This window comes from Hyphomicrobium sp. (assembly GCF_051860585.1).
Taxonomy (GTDB): domain Bacteria; phylum Pseudomonadota; class Alphaproteobacteria; order Rhizobiales; family Hyphomicrobiaceae; genus Hyphomicrobium_C.
Genome location: NZ_JBHYDS010000016.1, coordinates 32708 through 50363 on the forward strand (window position 1 = coordinate 32708; position 17656 = coordinate 50363).

General features: G+C 63.5%; 15 protein-coding genes and 1 tRNA gene. 7 read left to right on the forward strand and 9 right to left on the reverse strand.

The window, feature by feature from the left end; all coding sequences use genetic code 11:
* Positions 1 to 157 precede the first annotated feature (157 nt).
* The gene (locus tag ACTIFK_RS18315; protein ID WP_439544453.1) at positions 158 to 2437 is read left to right on the forward strand and encodes a TonB-dependent siderophore receptor; all 2280 of its coding nucleotides are present in this window, start codon (positions 158 to 160) and stop codon (positions 2435 to 2437) included.
* 12 nt (positions 2438 to 2449) lie between these two features.
* On the opposite strand, the gene ACTIFK_RS18320 is transcribed toward ACTIFK_RS18315, so the two are convergent.
* The 7 genes from ACTIFK_RS18320 to ACTIFK_RS18350 form a co-directional block, all read right to left on the reverse strand.
* Complete coding sequence (locus ACTIFK_RS18320; protein ID WP_439544454.1) at positions 2450 to 3142, reverse strand: response regulator; 693 nt, start codon at positions 3140 to 3142, stop codon at positions 2450 to 2452.
* Positions 3139 to 5850 (reverse strand): ATP-binding protein, encoded by a 2712-nt coding sequence (locus tag ACTIFK_RS18325; RefSeq protein WP_439544455.1) that lies wholly within the window; start codon positions 5848 to 5850, stop codon positions 3139 to 3141. The genes ACTIFK_RS18320 and ACTIFK_RS18325 overlap by 4 nt, the downstream gene beginning before the upstream one ends.
* Before the next feature lie 3 nt (positions 5851 to 5853).
* On the reverse strand, positions 5854 to 6432 hold the full coding sequence (gene kdpC, locus ACTIFK_RS18330) for a potassium-transporting ATPase subunit KdpC (RefSeq protein ID WP_439544456.1): 579 nt from the start codon (positions 6430 to 6432) through the stop codon (positions 5854 to 5856).
* A 12-nt stretch (positions 6433 to 6444) separates the two neighbouring features.
* The gene (gene kdpB / locus ACTIFK_RS18335; protein ID WP_439544457.1) at positions 6445 to 8496 is read right to left on the reverse strand and encodes a potassium-transporting ATPase subunit KdpB; all 2052 of its coding nucleotides are present in this window, start codon (positions 8494 to 8496) and stop codon (positions 6445 to 6447) included.
* A 12-nt stretch (positions 8497 to 8508) separates the two neighbouring features.
* On the reverse strand, positions 8509 to 10218 hold the full coding sequence (gene kdpA / locus ACTIFK_RS18340) for a potassium-transporting ATPase subunit KdpA (protein ID WP_439544458.1): 1710 nt from the start codon (positions 10216 to 10218) through the stop codon (positions 8509 to 8511).
* An 18-nt stretch (positions 10219 to 10236) separates the two neighbouring features.
* Positions 10237 to 10326, reverse strand: coding sequence for a K(+)-transporting ATPase subunit F (kdpF, locus tag ACTIFK_RS18345; RefSeq protein ID WP_439544459.1), 90 nt, complete (start codon positions 10324 to 10326; stop codon positions 10237 to 10239).
* Positions 10327 to 10659: 333 nt separating this feature from the next.
* Positions 10660 to 10735: transfer RNA gene (locus ACTIFK_RS18350), tRNA-Ala, on the reverse strand.
* Between the two features lie 396 nt (positions 10736 to 11131).
* On the opposite strand from ACTIFK_RS18350, the gene ACTIFK_RS18355 reads away from it, so the two are divergent.
* The 3 genes from ACTIFK_RS18355 (at position 11132) to folD (ending at position 12694) form a co-directional block, all read left to right on the forward strand.
* Positions 11132 to 11422: a YggT family protein gene (locus ACTIFK_RS18355; RefSeq protein WP_439544460.1), complete on the forward strand. Its 291-nt coding sequence runs from the start codon at positions 11132 to 11134 to the stop codon at positions 11420 to 11422.
* A gap of 77 nt (positions 11423 to 11499) precedes the next feature.
* Positions 11500 to 11778, forward strand: a complete 279-nt coding sequence (locus ACTIFK_RS18360; RefSeq protein ID WP_439544461.1) for a DUF167 family protein — start codon at positions 11500 to 11502, stop codon at positions 11776 to 11778.
* Between the two features lie 40 nt (positions 11779 to 11818).
* Positions 11819 to 12694 (forward strand): bifunctional methylenetetrahydrofolate dehydrogenase/methenyltetrahydrofolate cyclohydrolase FolD, encoded by an 876-nt coding sequence (gene folD / locus ACTIFK_RS18365; protein WP_439544462.1) that lies wholly within the window; start codon positions 11819 to 11821, stop codon positions 12692 to 12694.
* Positions 12695 to 12834: 140 nt separating this feature from the next.
* On the opposite strand, the gene ACTIFK_RS18370 is transcribed toward folD, so the two are convergent.
* Together ACTIFK_RS18370 and ACTIFK_RS18375 are read right to left on the reverse strand one after the other, a co-directional pair.
* Positions 12835 to 13212 (reverse strand): four helix bundle protein, encoded by a 378-nt coding sequence (locus ACTIFK_RS18370; RefSeq protein WP_439544463.1) that lies wholly within the window; start codon positions 13210 to 13212, stop codon positions 12835 to 12837.
* Positions 13209 to 14762 (reverse strand): YifB family Mg chelatase-like AAA ATPase, encoded by a 1554-nt coding sequence (locus tag ACTIFK_RS18375; protein ID WP_439544464.1) that lies wholly within the window; start codon positions 14760 to 14762, stop codon positions 13209 to 13211. The genes ACTIFK_RS18370 and ACTIFK_RS18375 overlap by 4 nt, the downstream gene beginning before the upstream one ends.
* A 402-nt stretch (positions 14763 to 15164) precedes the next feature.
* Here ACTIFK_RS18375 and ACTIFK_RS18380 point away from each other — a divergent pair, with 402 nt between their 5' ends.
* The 3 genes from ACTIFK_RS18380 (at position 15165) to ACTIFK_RS18390 (ending at position 17556) form a co-directional block, all read left to right on the forward strand.
* On the forward strand, positions 15165 to 15482 hold the full coding sequence (locus tag ACTIFK_RS18380) for a helix-turn-helix domain-containing protein (RefSeq protein WP_439544465.1): 318 nt from the start codon (positions 15165 to 15167) through the stop codon (positions 15480 to 15482).
* A complete protein-coding gene (locus ACTIFK_RS18385; RefSeq protein ID WP_439544466.1) occupies positions 15482 to 16813 on the forward strand; it encodes a type II toxin-antitoxin system HipA family toxin in 1332 nt (443 codons plus the stop codon). The genes ACTIFK_RS18380 and ACTIFK_RS18385 overlap by 1 nt, the downstream gene beginning before the upstream one ends.
* Positions 16814 to 17118: 305 nt before the next feature.
* Positions 17119 to 17556, forward strand: coding sequence for a VOC family protein (locus ACTIFK_RS18390; RefSeq protein WP_439544467.1), 438 nt, complete (start codon positions 17119 to 17121; stop codon positions 17554 to 17556).
* Positions 17557 to 17656: the final 100 nt, after the last annotated feature.

Genomic DNA, 17656 nt, shown 5'->3' on the forward strand with positions numbered 1-17656 from the left:
CGCAACACGCTGCCTCCCGGCTCACCTGTGCCGGCCTACTAAGTTGACGATTAAGGTCATAATACTTACGGTATGCGCCGTAAGGGGATAGCCAGCTCAACCGCCCGGCGCAGCGGTCGCAAGCCAGCCTGTGGAAATGTTTCCTGCCGGGGGGCCGATGAAGAGCTGGACTGTTAGGCGCACCTGCATGGTGCTGACCATGACGCTTGCGCTGTGCGCTGAGGCCGTCGGCCAAGAGCCGGAAACGCCTGCATCACAGACAAAGCCGGACATCTCAGACAAACCGGACAGGGCGAGCACGGAGCTTCCTCCGCTTGACGTCACCACGACGGCGACGAAAAAAGCAAAATCTCCGAAGGCGGCAAAGACGCCGTCGGCACCGCCGACAGCCGCCGCCGCGGTTCAACCTGCAGCGCCGAAGCCGAGCGACGGCGGCAGCACGCCGGCAGGGGCGGTCAATGGCTATGTGGCCAAGGACGGCACAGTCGGCACGAAGACCAACACGCCGCTGCAGGAAGTTCCGCAATCCATCTCCACCGTGACGCGCCAGCAGCTCGAGGATCGCAAGCCGCTGAGTCTCGGGGATTCGCTCGCGTACGTGCCGGGTGTCCGCATCAACCAGTCAGGCTTCGATCCGCGCTTCGACAGCTTCTACATTCGCGGTTTCGACGCCACGAATACGGGCCTCTATCGCGACGGGCTGCGCCAGCTCAACAGCGGCTTCGGTCAGTTCAAGACGGAGCCTTACGGCCTCGACAGCGTGACCGTTCTGCGCGGCCCATCCGCAGCCTTGTACGGCTCGAGCAATGCGGGTGGCATTGTCGATATGTACACCAAGCGGCCGACGGAGACGCCGTTCCGCGAAATCGAATACGTGATGGGCAATCACGATCGCTTCCAGGGTAACTTCGACTTCTCCGGTCCCGCAGGGTTCAACGACAGCGTCCTCTACCGCTTCACCGGCGTCGTGCGCGACAGCGATACGCAGTATCCGGGCATCCCTGACGATCGGGTCTATCTGGCGCCCGCGTTCACGTTCAAAATCGATCCGGATACCAAGCTCACCGTCTTCGGCGAGTATATGGATCTCAAGATCGGGTCCAACACCGCGTGGTTTCAGGACCGCAGCGATCCCGATCACACGCGCCGCACGAACATCTGGTCCGGCGACCCGGGGTTCGAGTTCTACGACCAGACCCAGGAACGCGTTGGCTATGAGTTCGAGCGCCGCGTGACGAGCGCGGTGACGGTGCGCCAGAAGGCGCGCTATGAGCACCTGAGCGAAGAGTCGGCCTACATCGATCTCGTGGAAGAGACTGCGCCAAACGTCTTCTCGCGCGGGGCAGGCTCCGTCGAGAGCAGTTTCCATGGCTTGAACATGGACAATCAGGTCGAAGCGAGGTTCAGCACGGGCGCGTTTCGCCATGTCGTTTTGGCAGGCGTCGATATCGGTTTCATCAGCTTCAAGGAAGGCTCCGGCTATTCGGAGCTCGTACCGCCGCTAATCGATTTCAACTACGGCCAGCAGGTTATTCCGCGGCCTCCTATCGACAATGTCACGCACCAGAAGCAACTTCAGGTCGGCGCGTATCTGCAGGATCAGCTCAAGCTCGACCGTTGGGTGCTGACGTTGAGCGGACGCCATGATTGGGCGCACACAGAAACGGAAGCGACAGGGCCTTTAGTCGAAGAAGCTGATGATCAGGCGTGGTCTGGCCGCGCCGGGCTCAGCTATCTGTTCGACTCCGGCTTCGCTCCGTACATTGCGTACGGCACCTCGTTCGTCCCCAACGTTGGCCTCTTCGAGGACAAACCCTTCAAGCCGACAACGGCGGAGTCGAAGGAAGTCGGGTTTAAGTATCTGGTTCCGGGGTACAACGCCGCGCTCAACGGTGCGCTGTTCGATATCGAGCAGGATGGCGGCATATACGCTGACCCTGATACTGGCTTCTCTGTCCAGCGAGGCACTGTGCGCTCGCGCGGCTTCGAACTCGAAGGCACGACCACCCTCACCAATGGCCTTAGCCTCCAGGCGTCCTATACCTACGTCGACATGAAAATCCTCGACGGCTTGGACGAGGACGGCAATTCGGCGGCAGGAAATGTCTTGTCCAGCACGCCGAGGCATCTGTTCTCGCTCTGGGGCTATTACACGGTAAGCGATGGCGCGTTTCGCGGCCTCGGTTTCGGCTCGGGCGTCCGCTACACGGGCACGAGCTTCGGAAACGATCGCAATTCATTCGAGAACGGCGCGCGTGGCATCGTGGATGCCGCCATGCATTACGATCTCGTCGGTCTCTCGCCGCAATTTGATGGCGCGCGCCTGCAGCTCAACGTCAGCAATGCCTTCGACAAGCTGGTCGACACCTGCTCCAGCGACTACTGCTACCAGGATCAGGGCCGCACCATTCTGGGCAGTCTGCGGTACCGGTGGTGAGGCAGAGGTGCTTCAGGCGATCTCGGCGGCGAGCCGGTAGCCGATGCCGGGCTCGGTGGCGATGAGTTCCGGGGTTTGGGCAGATCGCTGGATCTTCTGGCGAAGCTGGCCGATGAAAACGCGCAGATACTGCAGATCTTCCGTATGAGCCGGGCCCCAGACGGCGGTCAGGATCTGCCGGTGCGTCACCACGCGTCCGGCATTGCGCACGAGAACGGCGAGCAATTCGAACTCCTTCGGCGTGAGCTTCGCCGGCTTTCCGTCGATCGTGACCGTGTGGGCGAGAATGTCCACTTCGAGCGCCCCCGCTTTGAAACGGGTCTGCTCACCCGCCCGTTGCGCCGTGTGGCGCAGCGCGGTCCGCAGGCGCGCCGTCAGCTCGCCGATGCCAAACGGTTTGTTGATGTAGTCATCGGCGCCGAGATCGAGCGCCGCGATCTTTTCCGCTTCGCGATCGCGAGCGGAGAGGACGACAATCGGCGTCGTGCTCCAGGTCCGAAGCTCGCGGATGACCTCTTTGCCGTCCATATCCGGCAATCCGAGGTCGAGAACGATGATGTCCGGCGCGCTGGTTGCGGCGGCCTTGAGCGCTTCCTTTCCCGTCGCGGCAACAACGACGTCATACCCGGCCGCGACGAGGCTCGGCTTCAAGAAGCGAAGAATTTGCGGCTCGTCGTCGACGATCAGAACGCGATGCTCGCTCATGCGGAGGCCTTTGGAAATTTGCCGAGATCGAGGTTCGCGTCGTCCGTTGGAAGCTCTATGGCGATCTCGGTCCCCTTGCCGCCGGCTCCGGGGCTGGCGGCAGAAATCTTGCCGCCCATCGCCGACACGAGTGCCGCCGAGATCGAAAGCCCGAGACCGGTGCCGGGGGCTCGCCCATCGCCGCCTGCGACCCGATAGAATTTTTCGAACACCTTGCTCAACGCCTCTTCCGGTATGCCGATGCCGTCGTCGGCGACGGTGATGCGTAGCTTGCCGGCCGGTGCAGCGCGGGCTGCAATGCGTGTCACGGACGCAGGCGGGCTATACTTGTGCGCGTTGTCGAGCAGATTGAAGAGAACCTGTTCCAGCAGCGCCGCGTCGCCGCGCACGAATGGCAAGCCGTCGTCGAGCACGATCTCGACACGCCGCTGCGGAAAGATCTTGAGGATCCGCGCCGCCGCGCCGCGAACGGCGTCTCCCGCATCCACCCAATCGCGGCGGATGTCGAGCGCGCCGGCTTCCAGGCGCGTCATGTCGAGCAGATTGGACACGAACGACGACAGGCGGCTCGCCTCCTCCTCGATTGTCGCCAGGAGATCGGCGCGGTCACTCTTCGGCATGCGCTCGCCGAGTTGGCGCAAGCTCGTGGCGGAGCCGAGGATCGACGCCAGCGGCGTCCTCAGGTCGTGAGAAATGGACGACAGCAGCGCTCCACGCAAACGTTCGCTTTCGGCTTCCGTCGCCGCGTGCGCGGCCCGTTCCACCAGATGCGTGCGCTCGATTGCGATCGCCGCCTGATCGGCGAAGGACTGCAACGCGTTTGCGGTGGCGTTCGGTAGCGCGTCGTCCTCATCGTCGGGCGCAACGCCGAGCACGCCGATCGTCACCCCCGACGAGATCAGCGGCCGGAACTGGTACGCCGCAGACGGTAACGTGCTGGTGAGACGGCCGGCCGGTTCCCGCTTCTCCTTCGTCCAGCGCGCTGCCGCCCAATCGGCCGTCGACAACGTGTCTTCCGGCGGCCATGCGCTTTCGAGCGAGAGATCGCCGTCTCTCTCGAGAAGAATGATGGCCTTGCCCTTTACGACCGCGGCCGACTGGGCTGCCAGCAACCAGAGAACGTCGTCGATTTTCGGCGCTCCGGCGAGCTTGCGCGAGAATTCGTAGAGCGCCTGCGTTGCTTCCGCCCGCTCACGGGTTGCGGCCGCCTGCTCGCGCAGCCGCGCCGCTAGTCCGCCCGTCACGACGGCGACTGCCAGAAAAATGAGGAGTGCGAAGAACTCGTGGGGGGACGCAATCGTCAGCGTGTAGCGCGGGGCGATGAAGAAGAAATTGTAGGCGAAGAAGGACAGCGCCGCGGCGGCGACGGACGAGAAGAGACCGAACCTCAATGCGCACAGGAGGACTGCGAACAGGAACACCATCGACAGGTTCGGCAGGGAGGTGAAGCGCTCGATGAGCTTTCCGGCCACGACTCCCAAACTCACGGCTGCGAGCGCCGCGGCCCCGCCGGTCCACGTCGGCGCGATGTCCGGCAGCGGCGGCCAGAACCTGCGCTGCGGCTCGTTTGAGGCGACCACGGTGACGGAGACGCCGGCCGCCTCGTCCATGAGGGCAGCCGATAGTGAGCGGCCGAACAAGAAATTCAAGGGACCGCGCCGCGCGCGTCCGACGACGATTTGGGTGATGTTGTTGCGCTTGGCATAGGCCAGCACTTCGGTCGCAAGCGCCGCGGCATTGATGCTGACCGTGGTCGCACCCAGCCGATCGGCGAGGCGCATCGCCTTTTCCGTGCGCCGTACCGCGCCGCGGTCGGTCGTTTCGCGATCGTTTTTCACCAGATGGATGGCGATCCAGTCGGACTTGAGAGCGGCTGCCATGCGCGCCGCCGCGCGCACCACGGCTTCGGACATCTCGTCGCCGCCGACGCAGACGAGCAGTCGCTCGGCGGTCGGCCACGGGCCCTCGATGCCCTGGCGGCGAAGCTGAGTGAGCATCTGCTCGTCGACGCGATCGGCGGTGCGGCGCAACGCCAGCTCGCGCAGGGCGGTCAGGTTGCTGAGCTGAAAAAACTTGCCGATGGCGCGGCGCGCATTCTCCGGCAGGTAGACCTTGCCCTCCTTGAGGCGCTGGATCAGCTCCTCGGGCGGAAGATCCACCACCACGATCTCGTCGGCACGCTCGAGCACCCGGTCGGGAACCGTTTCCCGCACCGTGATCCCGGCAATGCGTTCGACGACGTCGGTCAGGCTTTCGAGATGCTGGATGTTGAGTGTCGTCCAGACATCGATGCCGGCCTGCAGCACGCCATCGACGTCCTGATAGCGCTTGGGATGGACGAGGCCCGGTGCATTCGAATGGGCGAATTCGTCGACGAGCAGCAGGGCGGGACGCCGCGCGATGGCGGCATCGATGTCGAACTCCATCAGGGTGCGATTGCGGTAGGGAACGGTGCGGCGCGGAAGCACCTCGAGGCCATCGAGCAGCGCGGCGGTGTCGGATCGCCCGTGCGTCTCCACGACGCCGACGACGACATCGACGCCATTGGCTTTCAGGGCTTTGGCGGCCGCGAGCATGGCGTAGGTCTTGCCGACGCCCGGCGCCATGCCGAGAAACACTTTGAGCTTGCCGCGACTTTCGTTCGCGGCAAGCTCAAGCAGTGCCTTCGGCGAAGGGCGCCCCTTCTCCTGTGTGGTCGTTCCAGCCATGGTCTATCCGGAGCCCGAGCCGAGAGCGGCGTCAAGTGCGAGGTTCAGATCAAGAACGTTAATGCGCGGCTGACCGACGACTCCAAAGGCTGGTCCCTCGGCGCTCCCGGTGACGACGGCCCGGACGCGATCCGGATCGACGCCCCGGGCCTTCGCTACGCGCGCAATCTGCATTTCGGCGTAGGCGGGGCTGACATGCGGATCGAGACCGCTGGCGGACGTCGTGACGGCGTCGGCCGGTATGGCCGTCGCCCCGTCCGCTCGAAGTTTCGCCACGTCCTGGGCGACACGCTCCAGGAGCTTCTTGGACAGCGGCCCCAAGTTGGAGCCGGAGGATGCCGAGGCGTCATAGCCATTTTGTCCGGCCGCCGACGGCCGCGGGTGGAAATAGCGGTCCGAGGAAAACGGCTGTCCGATGAGCGACGAACCAGTAACGACGCCGCCGCGCTCGACAAGGCTTCCGTTGGCCTGGCTTGGGAAGACCGCTTGCGCAAGTCCCGTCATGGCGAGGGGATAGGCGACACCGGTCAAAGCCGTGAATGCACCGAGAAGAACGACGGCCGGTCGCAGGTGTGAGGTCATTGAAGTCGCTCCTTAAGCAAGTCCGAGACCGGACACGACGAGATCGACAAGCTTGATGCCGATGAACGGCACGACGAGGCCGCCGAGCCCGTAAACGAACAGATTGCGCCTCAACAAAACGTCCGCGTTCGCCGGGCGATAGCCGATGCCTTTGAGGGCGAGCGGGATCAGCGCGATGATGATCAGCGCGTTGAAAATGACGGCTGACAGGATGGCGCTATCCGGTGAGGCGAGGCCCATGATGTTCAGGACGCCGAGTTCCGGGTATGTGGCGATGAACAACGCAGGAATGATCGCGAAGTATTTTGCGACGTCGTTGGCGATCGAGAACGTCGTCAGCGATCCGCGCGTCATCAGGAGCTGCTTGCCGATCTCCGTGATCTCGATGAGCTTCGTCGGATCGCTGTCGAGATCCACCATGTTGCCGGCTTCGCGCGCCGCCTGCGTGCCGGTCTGCATCGCCACGCCGACGTCCGCCTGCGCGAGCGCGGGGGCATCGTTGGTACCGTCTCCGCACATGGCGATGAGGCGGCCCTTCGCCTGCTCCGCCTTGATGTAGGCAAGCTTGTCCTGGGGTGTCGCTTCGGCGATGTAGTCGTCGACGCCGGCTTCCGATGCGATGGCGGCCGCGGTGACGGGATTGTCGCCGGTCACCATCACTGTCTTGATGCCCATCGCGCGCAGGGCGGCGAACCGGGATTTGATATCTGGCTTCACCACGTCCTTGAGATGGATGACGCCGACCACGTCGCGCCCTTCGACAACCGCCAGCGGCGTGCCGCCCGTGCGCGCAATGGCCTGCACGGCGTCACGGAACACCGGCGATGTCGTCTCAAGGGTCTGCCCCGCGAAGGCGAGCGCGGCATCCACTGCGCCCTTGCGGATGCTGCGGCCGTCGACCTCGATACCCGAGATGCGCGTTTGGGCGGAGAACGGGATGACAGTTGTGGACCCGCGCTCGACACCCTCCGTCATGCCGTAATTTCCGCGCGCCAGGGCGACGATGGAGCGTCCTTCCGGGGTCTCGTCGGACTGGGACGCAAGGTAGGCCGCTTCCGCCACATCCCGCTCCGAGCGGCCGGGCACGGGGATGAATGCCGTCGCCAGGCGGTTGCCGTAGGTGATGGTGCCGGTCTTGTCGAGCAGCAGCGTATCGACGTCGCCTGCCGCTTCCACGGCGCGCCCCGATGTTGCGAGGACGTTGAAGCGGATCAGCCGATCCATACCCGCGATGCCGATGGCCGACAGAAGCCCGCCGATGGTGGTCGGGATCAATGTGACGAGCAAGGCGACCAGCACCGTCACCGACAGCGCCGTACCCGAGTAGCCGGCGAGCGCCCAGAGCGTCACGACCGCAATCAAGAGGATCAGCGTCAAGCCAGAGAGCAGGATGGAGAGCGCGAGTTCGTTCGGCGTCTTCTGCCGCTCCGCGCCTTCGACCAGCGCGATCATGCGATCGAGGAAGGACGAGCCGGGCGCCGCCGTCACGCGCACCTTGAGCCAGTCGGACAGGACGACAGTGCCGCCGGTCACGGCCGAGCGGTCGCCGCCCGACTCGCGAATGACGGGCGCGGACTCGCCGGTGATGGCGGATTCGTTCACGGACGCGATGCCTTCGATGACCTCGCCGTCGGCGGGGATCGTGTCGCCCGCTTCGACGAGGACAACGTCGCCTGGGCGGAGATCGTCGGCCGCGCGGGGCTCCCACGGATCGTCGATCGAGTCGTCCGCATGGAGCAGCAGCTTGGCTGTCGTATCGCTCCGCGTGCGGCGCAGCGCGTCCGCCTGCGCCTTGCCGCGGCCCTCGGCCACGGCTTCGGCGAAATTGGCAAACAGCACGGTGAACCAGAGCCAGGCCGCAATCTGGCCGGTGAACGCCAGCCCATCCCGGCCCATCATCGCGTCGCGAAAGAAAATCGCGGTGACGAGGGCGGCCACGCATCCGGTAACAAACATGACGGGGTTGCGGACGAGCTTGCGGGGCGCGAGCTTGGCGACCGCATCGATGGCGGCCTGCCGGGCAATCGACGTGTCCAGCAGCCCAGGTGTCGAGCGCTTGGTCATTGGGGTCTCTCCTTAGAAAGTCTTGCCTGCGTTCATGAGGAACTGCTCGACGATCGGACCCAGGGCGAGAGCCGGAAAGTATTGGAGGCCACCGAGGATCAGGATGACGGCGATGAGCAGGCCCACGAACAGGCCGCCGTGAGTCGGGAACGTGCCTGCCGACGCGCTCGCCTTGGACTTCGCGGCAATCGAGCCGGCAATGGCGAGGACAGGCACGACGTAGGCGAAGCGGCCGAACAGCATGGCGAGGCCGAGCGTGGTGTTAAACCACGGCGTGTTGGCGTTGAGCCCGGCGAACGCCGAGCCGTTGTTGCCGGCCGCGGACGAGTAGGCGTAGAGGATCTCCGTCAGGCCGTGCGGGCCCGCATTGGCGAGGCTGGCGAGCGCCGAGGGGAGCATGGCCGCGGCCGCGGTGAAGCCCAGGATGGCGAACGGCAAGATCAGCAGCGCCAGCATGGCCAGCTTCATTTCGCGCGTCTCGATTTTCTTGCCGAGGTACTCGGGCGTGCGGCCAACCATGAGACCCGCGACGAAGACCGCTAAGATCGCCATCATCAGCATGCCGTAGAGGCCGGAGCCCACGCCGCCCGGCAGGATCTCACCGAGCTGAATCATGAACAGAGGAACGAGACCGCCGATCGGCGTGAGGGAAGCGTGCATGGCATTCACGGCGCCGCACGAGAGGCCGGTCGTGGCGACAACATAGAGGGCGGTCAGCGCCTGGCCGAAGCGTATTTCCTTACCTTCCAGATTGCCGGCCGATCCATCCACGCCGGCGGCGGTGAGAAGCGGATTGCCCGCAGTCTCCGACGCGTAGACGATGGCCGTACCGGCAACGAGCAGAATTCCCATGACGGCGAGCAGCGCATAGCCCTGCCGACGGTCGCCGATCATGCGGCCGAACGTGAACGTCATCGCCGCCGGGATGAGCAGCATGCTCCAGATCGAAAGGGCGTTCGACCATGCGCTCGGATTTTCGAAGGGGTGCGCGGCGTTGGCGTTGAAGAAGCCGCCGCCGTTCGTGCCGAGCTGCTTGATGGCCTCCTGGCTCGCGACGGGGCCGAGCGCGATCACCTGCTTGGCGCCTTCAAGGGTCGTTGCCTCGACGTTTGCGGCAAGGGTCTGCGGCACGCCTGACGCGGCGTAGGCGACAGCGACGACGATCGAAAGCGGCAGCAGCACGTAGAGCGTGGCCCGCGTGAGGTCGACCCAGAAATTGCCGATTGTCTTCGCCCCGCTGCGCGCAAAGGCGCGCGTGACGGCGACCGCGAGTGCCATGCCTGTTGCGGCGGACACGAAGTTCTGCACCGTGAGGCCGGCCATCTGCACGAGATGGCTCATCGTCGTCTCGCCACCGTAGGACTGCCAGTTGGTATTGGTGACGAAGCTCACGGCGGTGTTGAACGCGAGATCGGGCGAGACGCCGCCGAAGCCCTGGGGATTGAGGGGCAGCGAACCCTGCAGGCGCATCAGGGCGTAGAGCGCGAGAAAGCCCGCCGCGTTGAAGGCGAGCATGCCCATCCCATAGGCGAGCCACGTCTGCTCCACGCGCGGGTCTACGCCCGCGGCGGCATAGAGCTTGCGCTCGACGGGCGCGAGAACGGGCGAGAGGAGCGTCCGCTCACCCGCAAACACGCGTGCCATGAATAAGCCGAGCGGCCACGCCGCCACCAGCACCGCGCCCAGAACGAGCGCGATTTGCAACCAACCAACGAAAGTCATGGACAGGCCCTCCCAGGCCTAGAATTTTTCGGGTCGAACCAGCGTGTAGACCAGGTAGATACCCAGTCCGATGGCGACGACGAGGGCAATCACGGGATCACTGATCATGATGTCGATCCTTGCCGCACTAAAGCTTGCGGCACAGCACTGCGTATCCGGCCATGAGGCCGAAGCCGCCGAGACCGACGGCGAGGAAAACGAGGTCCAGCATTTTGCTCTACTCCTATTGACGACAGGCAGAACATGCGGATGCGGAGATCAAATCTCGATTGGGAAAAGGCGTCCCCGGCATAAGGGGCGCATAAAGATTTTGACGCTGAAGTTTCGTTGGGCCAAAGCACGAAAAAGTGGAGGATTGAGTGCCGTGGTGGTGACGAACGTCCGGGCGCACCCGGCTGATGCGGTTGCGAGGTCAGCCGTAGCAACACCTTAGCAGGGTGCTGGTGGAGCCGATCGGGATCGAACCGACTACCTCCGCAGTGCGATTGCGGCGCTCTCCCAGATGAGCTACGGCCCCTAAGGCAATGGGATCATGGTTTCCGGCGCTTGAACGCGCTCAAAAAAAGGTGCGCACGAGTTCCGGGCTAGGTCCACGCATTTACCGTCCGCCTTCCTCCAATGTCAAGAAATCGGGGCTCGTTCGGCCTCCCTCTCTGCGCCCGTTTTTCGTCCACGAGGAGGCCGGCGGGCCCGGCTCTGTGGGTTGGGCCGCCCATCGGCTTGCCGCGTCGTGGTCCAACCGCTACACGTCACTCTTGCTTCGGGACATTCGGCCTTCGGAGTTTCGGCTTCGACAGGCGCTGGGTATCCCCGATTTCGTTGTTGGCCGTGCTTCTGATCGGACACCGTTGCTGGCATGGCTTCGCCCTGACCGGTTCTCGCTTTTCCGGAAGCACTCTTGGATCTGGTGCCCATGATCGAGCTGCTCGGCTTCATCAGCTATCTCATCGACCTCTACGTCTATGTCATCCTTGCCTCCGTTATCCTGAGCTGGCTGATGGCGTTCGGGGTGGTCAATCCGTACAATCGCTTCGTCAGCGCACTGGCGCAGGCGCTCGCGGCGGTCACCGAGCCGCTGCTGCGGCCGATCCGCAATGCGCTGCCGGATTTCGGCGGCGTCGACTTCTCGCCGCTGGTGCTTCTGCTCGGCTTGTTCTTCATCCAGAGCGTCGTGCTGCCCAACCTCGCCAAGCTGTTGGTGTGACGATTTCGGGCGCGCCTGCAGCCCCGGTTCTCCAGCCGTCTCTTCGGCCTTGGCGAGCCGGGCCCGGGTGCGTCATCGTGCGCGTGCGGATCACGCCAAAATCGTCCAAAGATATGATCGACGGCATCGAGACGACCGCCGAGGGGCCCGCCCTCAAGGCGCGTGTGCGTGCCGTGCCCGCAGATGGTGAGGCAAACCAAGCACTTTTGACACTCCTGGCCGGGTGGCTGGGCGTGCCCAAAAGCAGTTTGCGATTGGCACACGGCGGCAAGTCGCGGGTAAAGTCGGTCGAGATCACCGGCAACTCGGAGAGTATTGAAACGCGGCTGGCCGAACGGCTGGCCGGTTTTTCGTAGGTCAAAAAGACGCGCGCAACAAACGCAGGAGGGGATCCCCATGGCAGCGCAGGTTATCGACGGCAAGGCAATCGCAGCCGAGGTTCGCAAGCAGGTCGCCGTCGACGTCAAGGCGCTCCAGGCGAGCCATGACATCACCCCCGGCCTCGCGGTCGTTCTCGTAGGCGAAGACCCGGCGAGCCAGGTCTACGTGCGCAACAAGGCGGCCCAGACCGTCGAGTGCGGCATGCAGTCGTTCGAATATAAGCTGCCGGCGGATACGTCCGAATACGACATCCTGGCGCTCGTCGCCCGTCTCAACGGCAACAAGAACGTCAATGGCATTCTCGTGCAGCTGCCGCTGCCGAAGCACGTCAACGCCGAGAAGGTGCTGAACTCCATCGATCCCGACAAGGACGTCGACGGCTTCCATCCGACCAACGTCGGCCGCCTCTGGATCGGCGAGCGCGCGCTCGTGCCCTGCACGCCGACCGGCTCCGCCATCCTCGCCAAGAAGATCATCCCGGACCTCAAGGGCGTGAACGCCGTCGTCATCGGCCGCTCGAACATCGTCGGCAAGCCGATGGCCGCGCTGCTGCTGCGCGAAAGCTGCACCGTGACGGTCGCGCATTCGAAGACCAAGGACCTGCCGTCGGTCTGCCGCGGCGCGGACCTTCTGGTTGCCGCGGTCGGCATTCCCGAACTGGTGAAGCGCGACTGGATCAAGCCGGGCGCAGTGGTCATCGACGTCGGCATCAACCGCATCACGACGCCCGAGGGCAAGACGAAGCTGGTCGGCGACGTCGCTTACGCTGAGTGCGCCGAGGTTGCGGGCGCCATCACGCCGGTTCCCGGCGGCGTCGGCCCCATGACGATCGCCTGCCTGCTGCAGAACACGATCACGGCGACGAAGATCCAGTACAACGTTAAGGATTAGGCAGTAAGGCAGTCGGCAGTGAGGCAGTAGGGTTTTTGGCCTGCTGCCTGCTGCGGAGTGCTTCGCTCAGTGTGTTCACCGATCTGGCGACGTGCTCAGCTTGTTTCTGAATGGACGCTGGGCAGTGAGGCAGTAGGATTTTAGCCCTGCTGCCTGCTGCGTAATGATTTGATTAGCGCGTTTAGCATCCTGCCGATGTCTTCGGCGCGTTTGAGAATTGGTGCTGAGCTGGCGGGCTCGACTAGGCCGACGCGTTCGGCCAGCAAGATATGGGTCTCCAATTCCTTGAGTGAGCCGCGGGCTGTTCGGAGAAACTGGACATAAGCTCCGGTGCTCTCGCGGCCATAACCTTCCGCAATGTTTGCAGGTATCGACGCAGACGACCTTCGGATCTGCGATGCCATCCCATAGATTTCAGCGGCTGGCAGGACGTGCGTCAGGCGATAAGCCTCCTCAGCCAAATCCATCGCCAACTGCCAGACCCTCAGGTCGCGATACGATCTGATTCCCTGAGTCACGACTGCCTCACTGCCGACTGCCTTACTGCCCCACCTTCCTGCCGCAGCGTCTCTCCCCTGTACGACAGCGCTTCGGCAATGTGGATGCGCGCGATCTGCTCGGCCGCATCGAGGTCGGCGAGGGTGCGGGCGACGCGGAGCACGCGGTGGAAGCCGCGGGCCGAGAGCTTCAGCGTGTCGGCGGCTTGCCTGAGGAGTGCGAGGCCGGCGCTGTCGGGCGTGGCCATCTGATCGAGAAGCTGCCCGCTCAATTCCGCATTCGTGCGCATGGTGGTGACGCCCTGGGCGGCGAAGCGCTGGCGTTGCCGGGCGCGGGCGGCGGTGACGCGGGCGCGAACTTCGGCGCTGCCTTCCTGCGGCGCGGGGAGAACGAGGTCGGCGGCGGACACCGCCGGCACTTCGATCTGCAGATCGATGCGATCCAACAATGGGCCTGAAATGCGAGCCTGGTAGTCGGCGGCGCAGCGCGGGCCGCGCTTGCAGGACTGTCCCGGTCCGCCGCCGCATCGGCACGGGTTCATGGCGGCGATCAACTGCATGCGCGCGGGGTAGGCGATGCGATGGTTGGCGCGGGCGATGATCAATTCGCCGGTTTCGAGCGGCTGGCGCAGCGCATCGAGCACGCCCGGCTGGAATTCGGGAAGCTCGTCCAGGAACAGGATGCCGAGGTGGGCGAGGCTCGCTTCGCCAGGGCGCGGACGTGAGCCGCCGCCGACGAGCGCCGCCATGCTGGCCGAATGATGCGGCGCGCGGAACGGGCGCTGGGTGCAGAGCTTTCCACCCATCAGCTCGCCGGCGAGGCTGTGGACCATCGAGACTTCCAGCATTTCCTCGGGCGTGAGCGGCGGCAGCACGGAGGGCAGGCGCGCGGCCAGCATGGATTTGCCCGAGCCGGGGGGACCGATCATGAGCAGGTTATGCCCCCCTGCGGCCGCAACCTCGAGCGCGCGCTTGGCGCTTTCCTGGCCGCGCACGTCGCGCAGATCCGGCAGCGGCGTTTCCTCGCGCGCAAGCGCGGGCTTCGGGCGGGCGAGGGTTTGCAGGCCTTTGAAGTGATTGACCAGGGAGAGGAGATGGGGGGCTGCAAGGATGTCCGCGTCTTCGCCGGCCCAGGCCGCTTCGGGGCCACACGACTCCGGGCAGATGAGGCCCTTATCCATTGCGTTGGCGCCGATGGCGGCGGGGAGCGCGCCCGGCACGGGGCGGATCGAGCCGTCGAGGGCGAGTTCGCCGATGGCTGCGTAGCGCGTGATCGCCTCGGGCGCGATCGCCTCCATCGCCACCATCAGGGCGAGCACGATCGGCAGATCGAAGTGACTGCCTTCCTTCGGCAAATCGGCCGGGGCGAGATTGACGGTGATGTGCTTGTAGGGAAGACCAAGGCCGACGGCGTGCAGGGCGTTGCGGACGCGCTCGCGGCTTTCGGCCACCGCCTTGTCGGGCAGGCCGACGATTGCGAAGGCTTGCGCGCCGGGCGTGATCCGCACCTGCACATCGACGGGGCGGGCTTCTACGCCGACAAACGCCACCGTCGCGATGGTTCCGTACATCGCACGCCCCTTCCCCGAACTGATCCGTGTTGTGAACGCGGGGGGTGGGGATGATCCGTCGGTGGGCGCAGAAACGAAAACGATGACGCCGAGAGGCCTTTCCCGTCATCCGTAGCATTGCGCCCACCCTTAAACGGTTGGGTGGACGGGCAACGTCACCGTTTGAGCCGGCAGCATCTACATCAATAGGCAGCCCACGCGGCTTGGATGGAAGATCACTGCCGTCTCGACAATGGCTCACTTTCCAAGCGGGTAGTTGGTCTCGCGATGGCCCGCCCCGTCAGCAGGACCTGGAAAGCCTATCGGCAAACCATCCGCTGCCCCTCCGGAACTTTGCGCTTGTCCCATATTAAATCGTAATATATTATCACTTAAGTCGCCTAAATTAGGTTAAGTGATAATATGATACGATTTAATCTAAGAACGCCATCGGATGTCGCGCTCGATCTACGTGATCGCTTCAGGAAGCGGCGGCTCGACATGAACATAACTCAAGCCCAGCTTGCAGAGCGCTCGGGTGTAAATCTTCATACGCTTCGGCGCTTTGAAAAAGCCGGCATGATATCATTCGAGGCTCTGCTTAAATTAGCACTGGTGTTGGACGTACTTGAAGACTTCGATGAAGTTGGTGCGCAGGATGCGAGGAACATCACTTCGCAGACCCTTGACGACGTGCTGTCCAGTCGCCGCTCTAAACAGCGAAACCGAGCGCGGCGGTGATGAAGTACAAACCGACCGATCTTTTGACCGTTTACTTGGACGTCAAACAGCGCCGCAAAGTCGGCCGTATCGCCGCCACGAACCGTCAAATTCTTTTTGAATACGATGCTGAGTTCATAGCCTCTAGCATCCAGATATCGCCGTTCCGCCTTCCACTCGCGACCGGTATCGCGATCGGCGATGCGGCGGTATTCGACGGTCTATTTGGCGTGTTCAACGACAGCCTCCCGGACGGGTGGGGGCGTTTGCTTCTTGATCGTGCTGTAGAACGACATGGTATCAATCGTGGCCAACTGACGCCGCTTGATCGGCTGGCGTACGTCGGTCGTCATGGCATGGGCGCGCTTGTCTATGAACCAGATCGGACTGGCGACGAAGGCACCACGACACTTCATCTTGATCGGATCGCGGAAGAATCCGCGACGGTCCTCGCGGGCGAACAGGATGATGTCGTTGAGAAGTTGTTTAAGCTAAACGGCGCTTCTTCCGGCGCGCGACCAAAAATCGTCGCGCAAGTGAGCGCTGACAAACAGCGTATCATTCACGGACCACGCAAACTCCCTGCAGGGTTCTCACATTGGATGGTCAAGTTTCCATCAATGTTGGATGCACCCGACATGGGTCCGATTGAATACGCTTATAGCCTCATGGCTGCGGACGCAGGTGTGACTGTGCCGGAGACCTATTTGTTTGGCGCTAAGAAGAAGCGATATTTCGGTACAAAGCGATTTGATCGGAATGGGGATGCGCGCATGCACATGCACAGCCTTTCTGGTCTCGTCGGCGTCGATCACGCCAACCCAACTTTTGACTATGACCTCCTCTTGAAGGTAGTAGCCGCATTAACAAAAGATGTTCGCGAAGCCGAAAGGGCTTTCGCTCTCGCGTGCTTCAATGTCCTTGCGCACAATCAGGACGATCATGCCAAGAACGTTTCTTTCCTTCTCGGCAGCGATGGACAATGGGCTCTGGCTCCGGCCTATGATTTGACCTTTTCGTCAGGGCAGGGTGGCGAACGTATGATGATGGTGATGGGGGAGGGAAAGACTCCGGGAGTTGCCCACCTGCTGACCCTTGCTAAGAAGCACGGGATTTCAGAGGCACCTGAGATAATCGAGCGTGTGCAAAGCGCGGTGGCACGATGGAAGGCGCACGCTTCGGAAGCTGGCGTTACGAAGAAATCCACGGCGTTGATAGAGAGGGAGCTTGAGGCGATTGCCAAACGCGACGCATGGACGCCGCCGCCGAAAGTTAGGGCTAAGAAGGCCGAGAAAAAGCCAACCAAGGCCTCAAACAAGAAATCCACGGCTAAAGTCGGGAAGCGCAAGTGATGACGTTACGGGCAAGGCGATGCGAGGTTCCAAAGCATCGACATTCCCGGTCCAGCCGTTGACTTGGCCACGTCCTTATCCCGCTGACCGCTTAGCGCCACTCCAACGCGCTTTGTCATTAGCCCATGCAGCTTCGCATCCGACTGGTCTAGCGCCCGTTCTGCGATGAGCTGGGCGGCAATGTCGTTGGTTGTAAGCGGCATGGATCCGCGAGGGCGGCTCGCCCCGGTCATGAAAACGGCGGGGTCGGGGGGCATTCCGGTGGCGAATAGTCCCCTGATCGCGAACGGAACAAGGAGACCGGCATGGCAGACGAGCGTCCCAAGAGCGGGCTCATTTCCAATCTTGGCTACAAGGACGCGGACGCAGCGGTTGCGTGGCTGTGCCGGGCGTTCGGGTTTCGGGAGCATGCGGTCTACCGCGACGAGGCGGGGAAGGTCACGCATGCCGAGCTCGTGCTCGGTAACGGCATGATCATGCTGGGGCCCGATCAAGGGGGCGAGTTCGGCCGGCAGGTCATGACGCTGCCCGCGCGTGCGGGAGGGCGCTGCACGCAGACGATCTACGTGATCGTCGACGACGTGGATGCGCATTGCGCGCGTTCAACCGCCGAGGGCGCTGAGATCGTGATCGCGCCACGCGGCGAGAGTTACGGTGGCCGCAGCTATTCGGTGCGCGATCCGGAAGGGCACGCCTGGAGTTTTGGTAGCTACGATCCCTGGGTTTCGCCCGAAACATCTTGAGGCGCGCGTCCGTGCTCGATCGCAGGGTGCGTGCCGTTGCCCGCTGCGCGTCGTCATTCCCTCGACGGCTGTCGTGCGGTGCACCTGTCGTGTGCCGGAC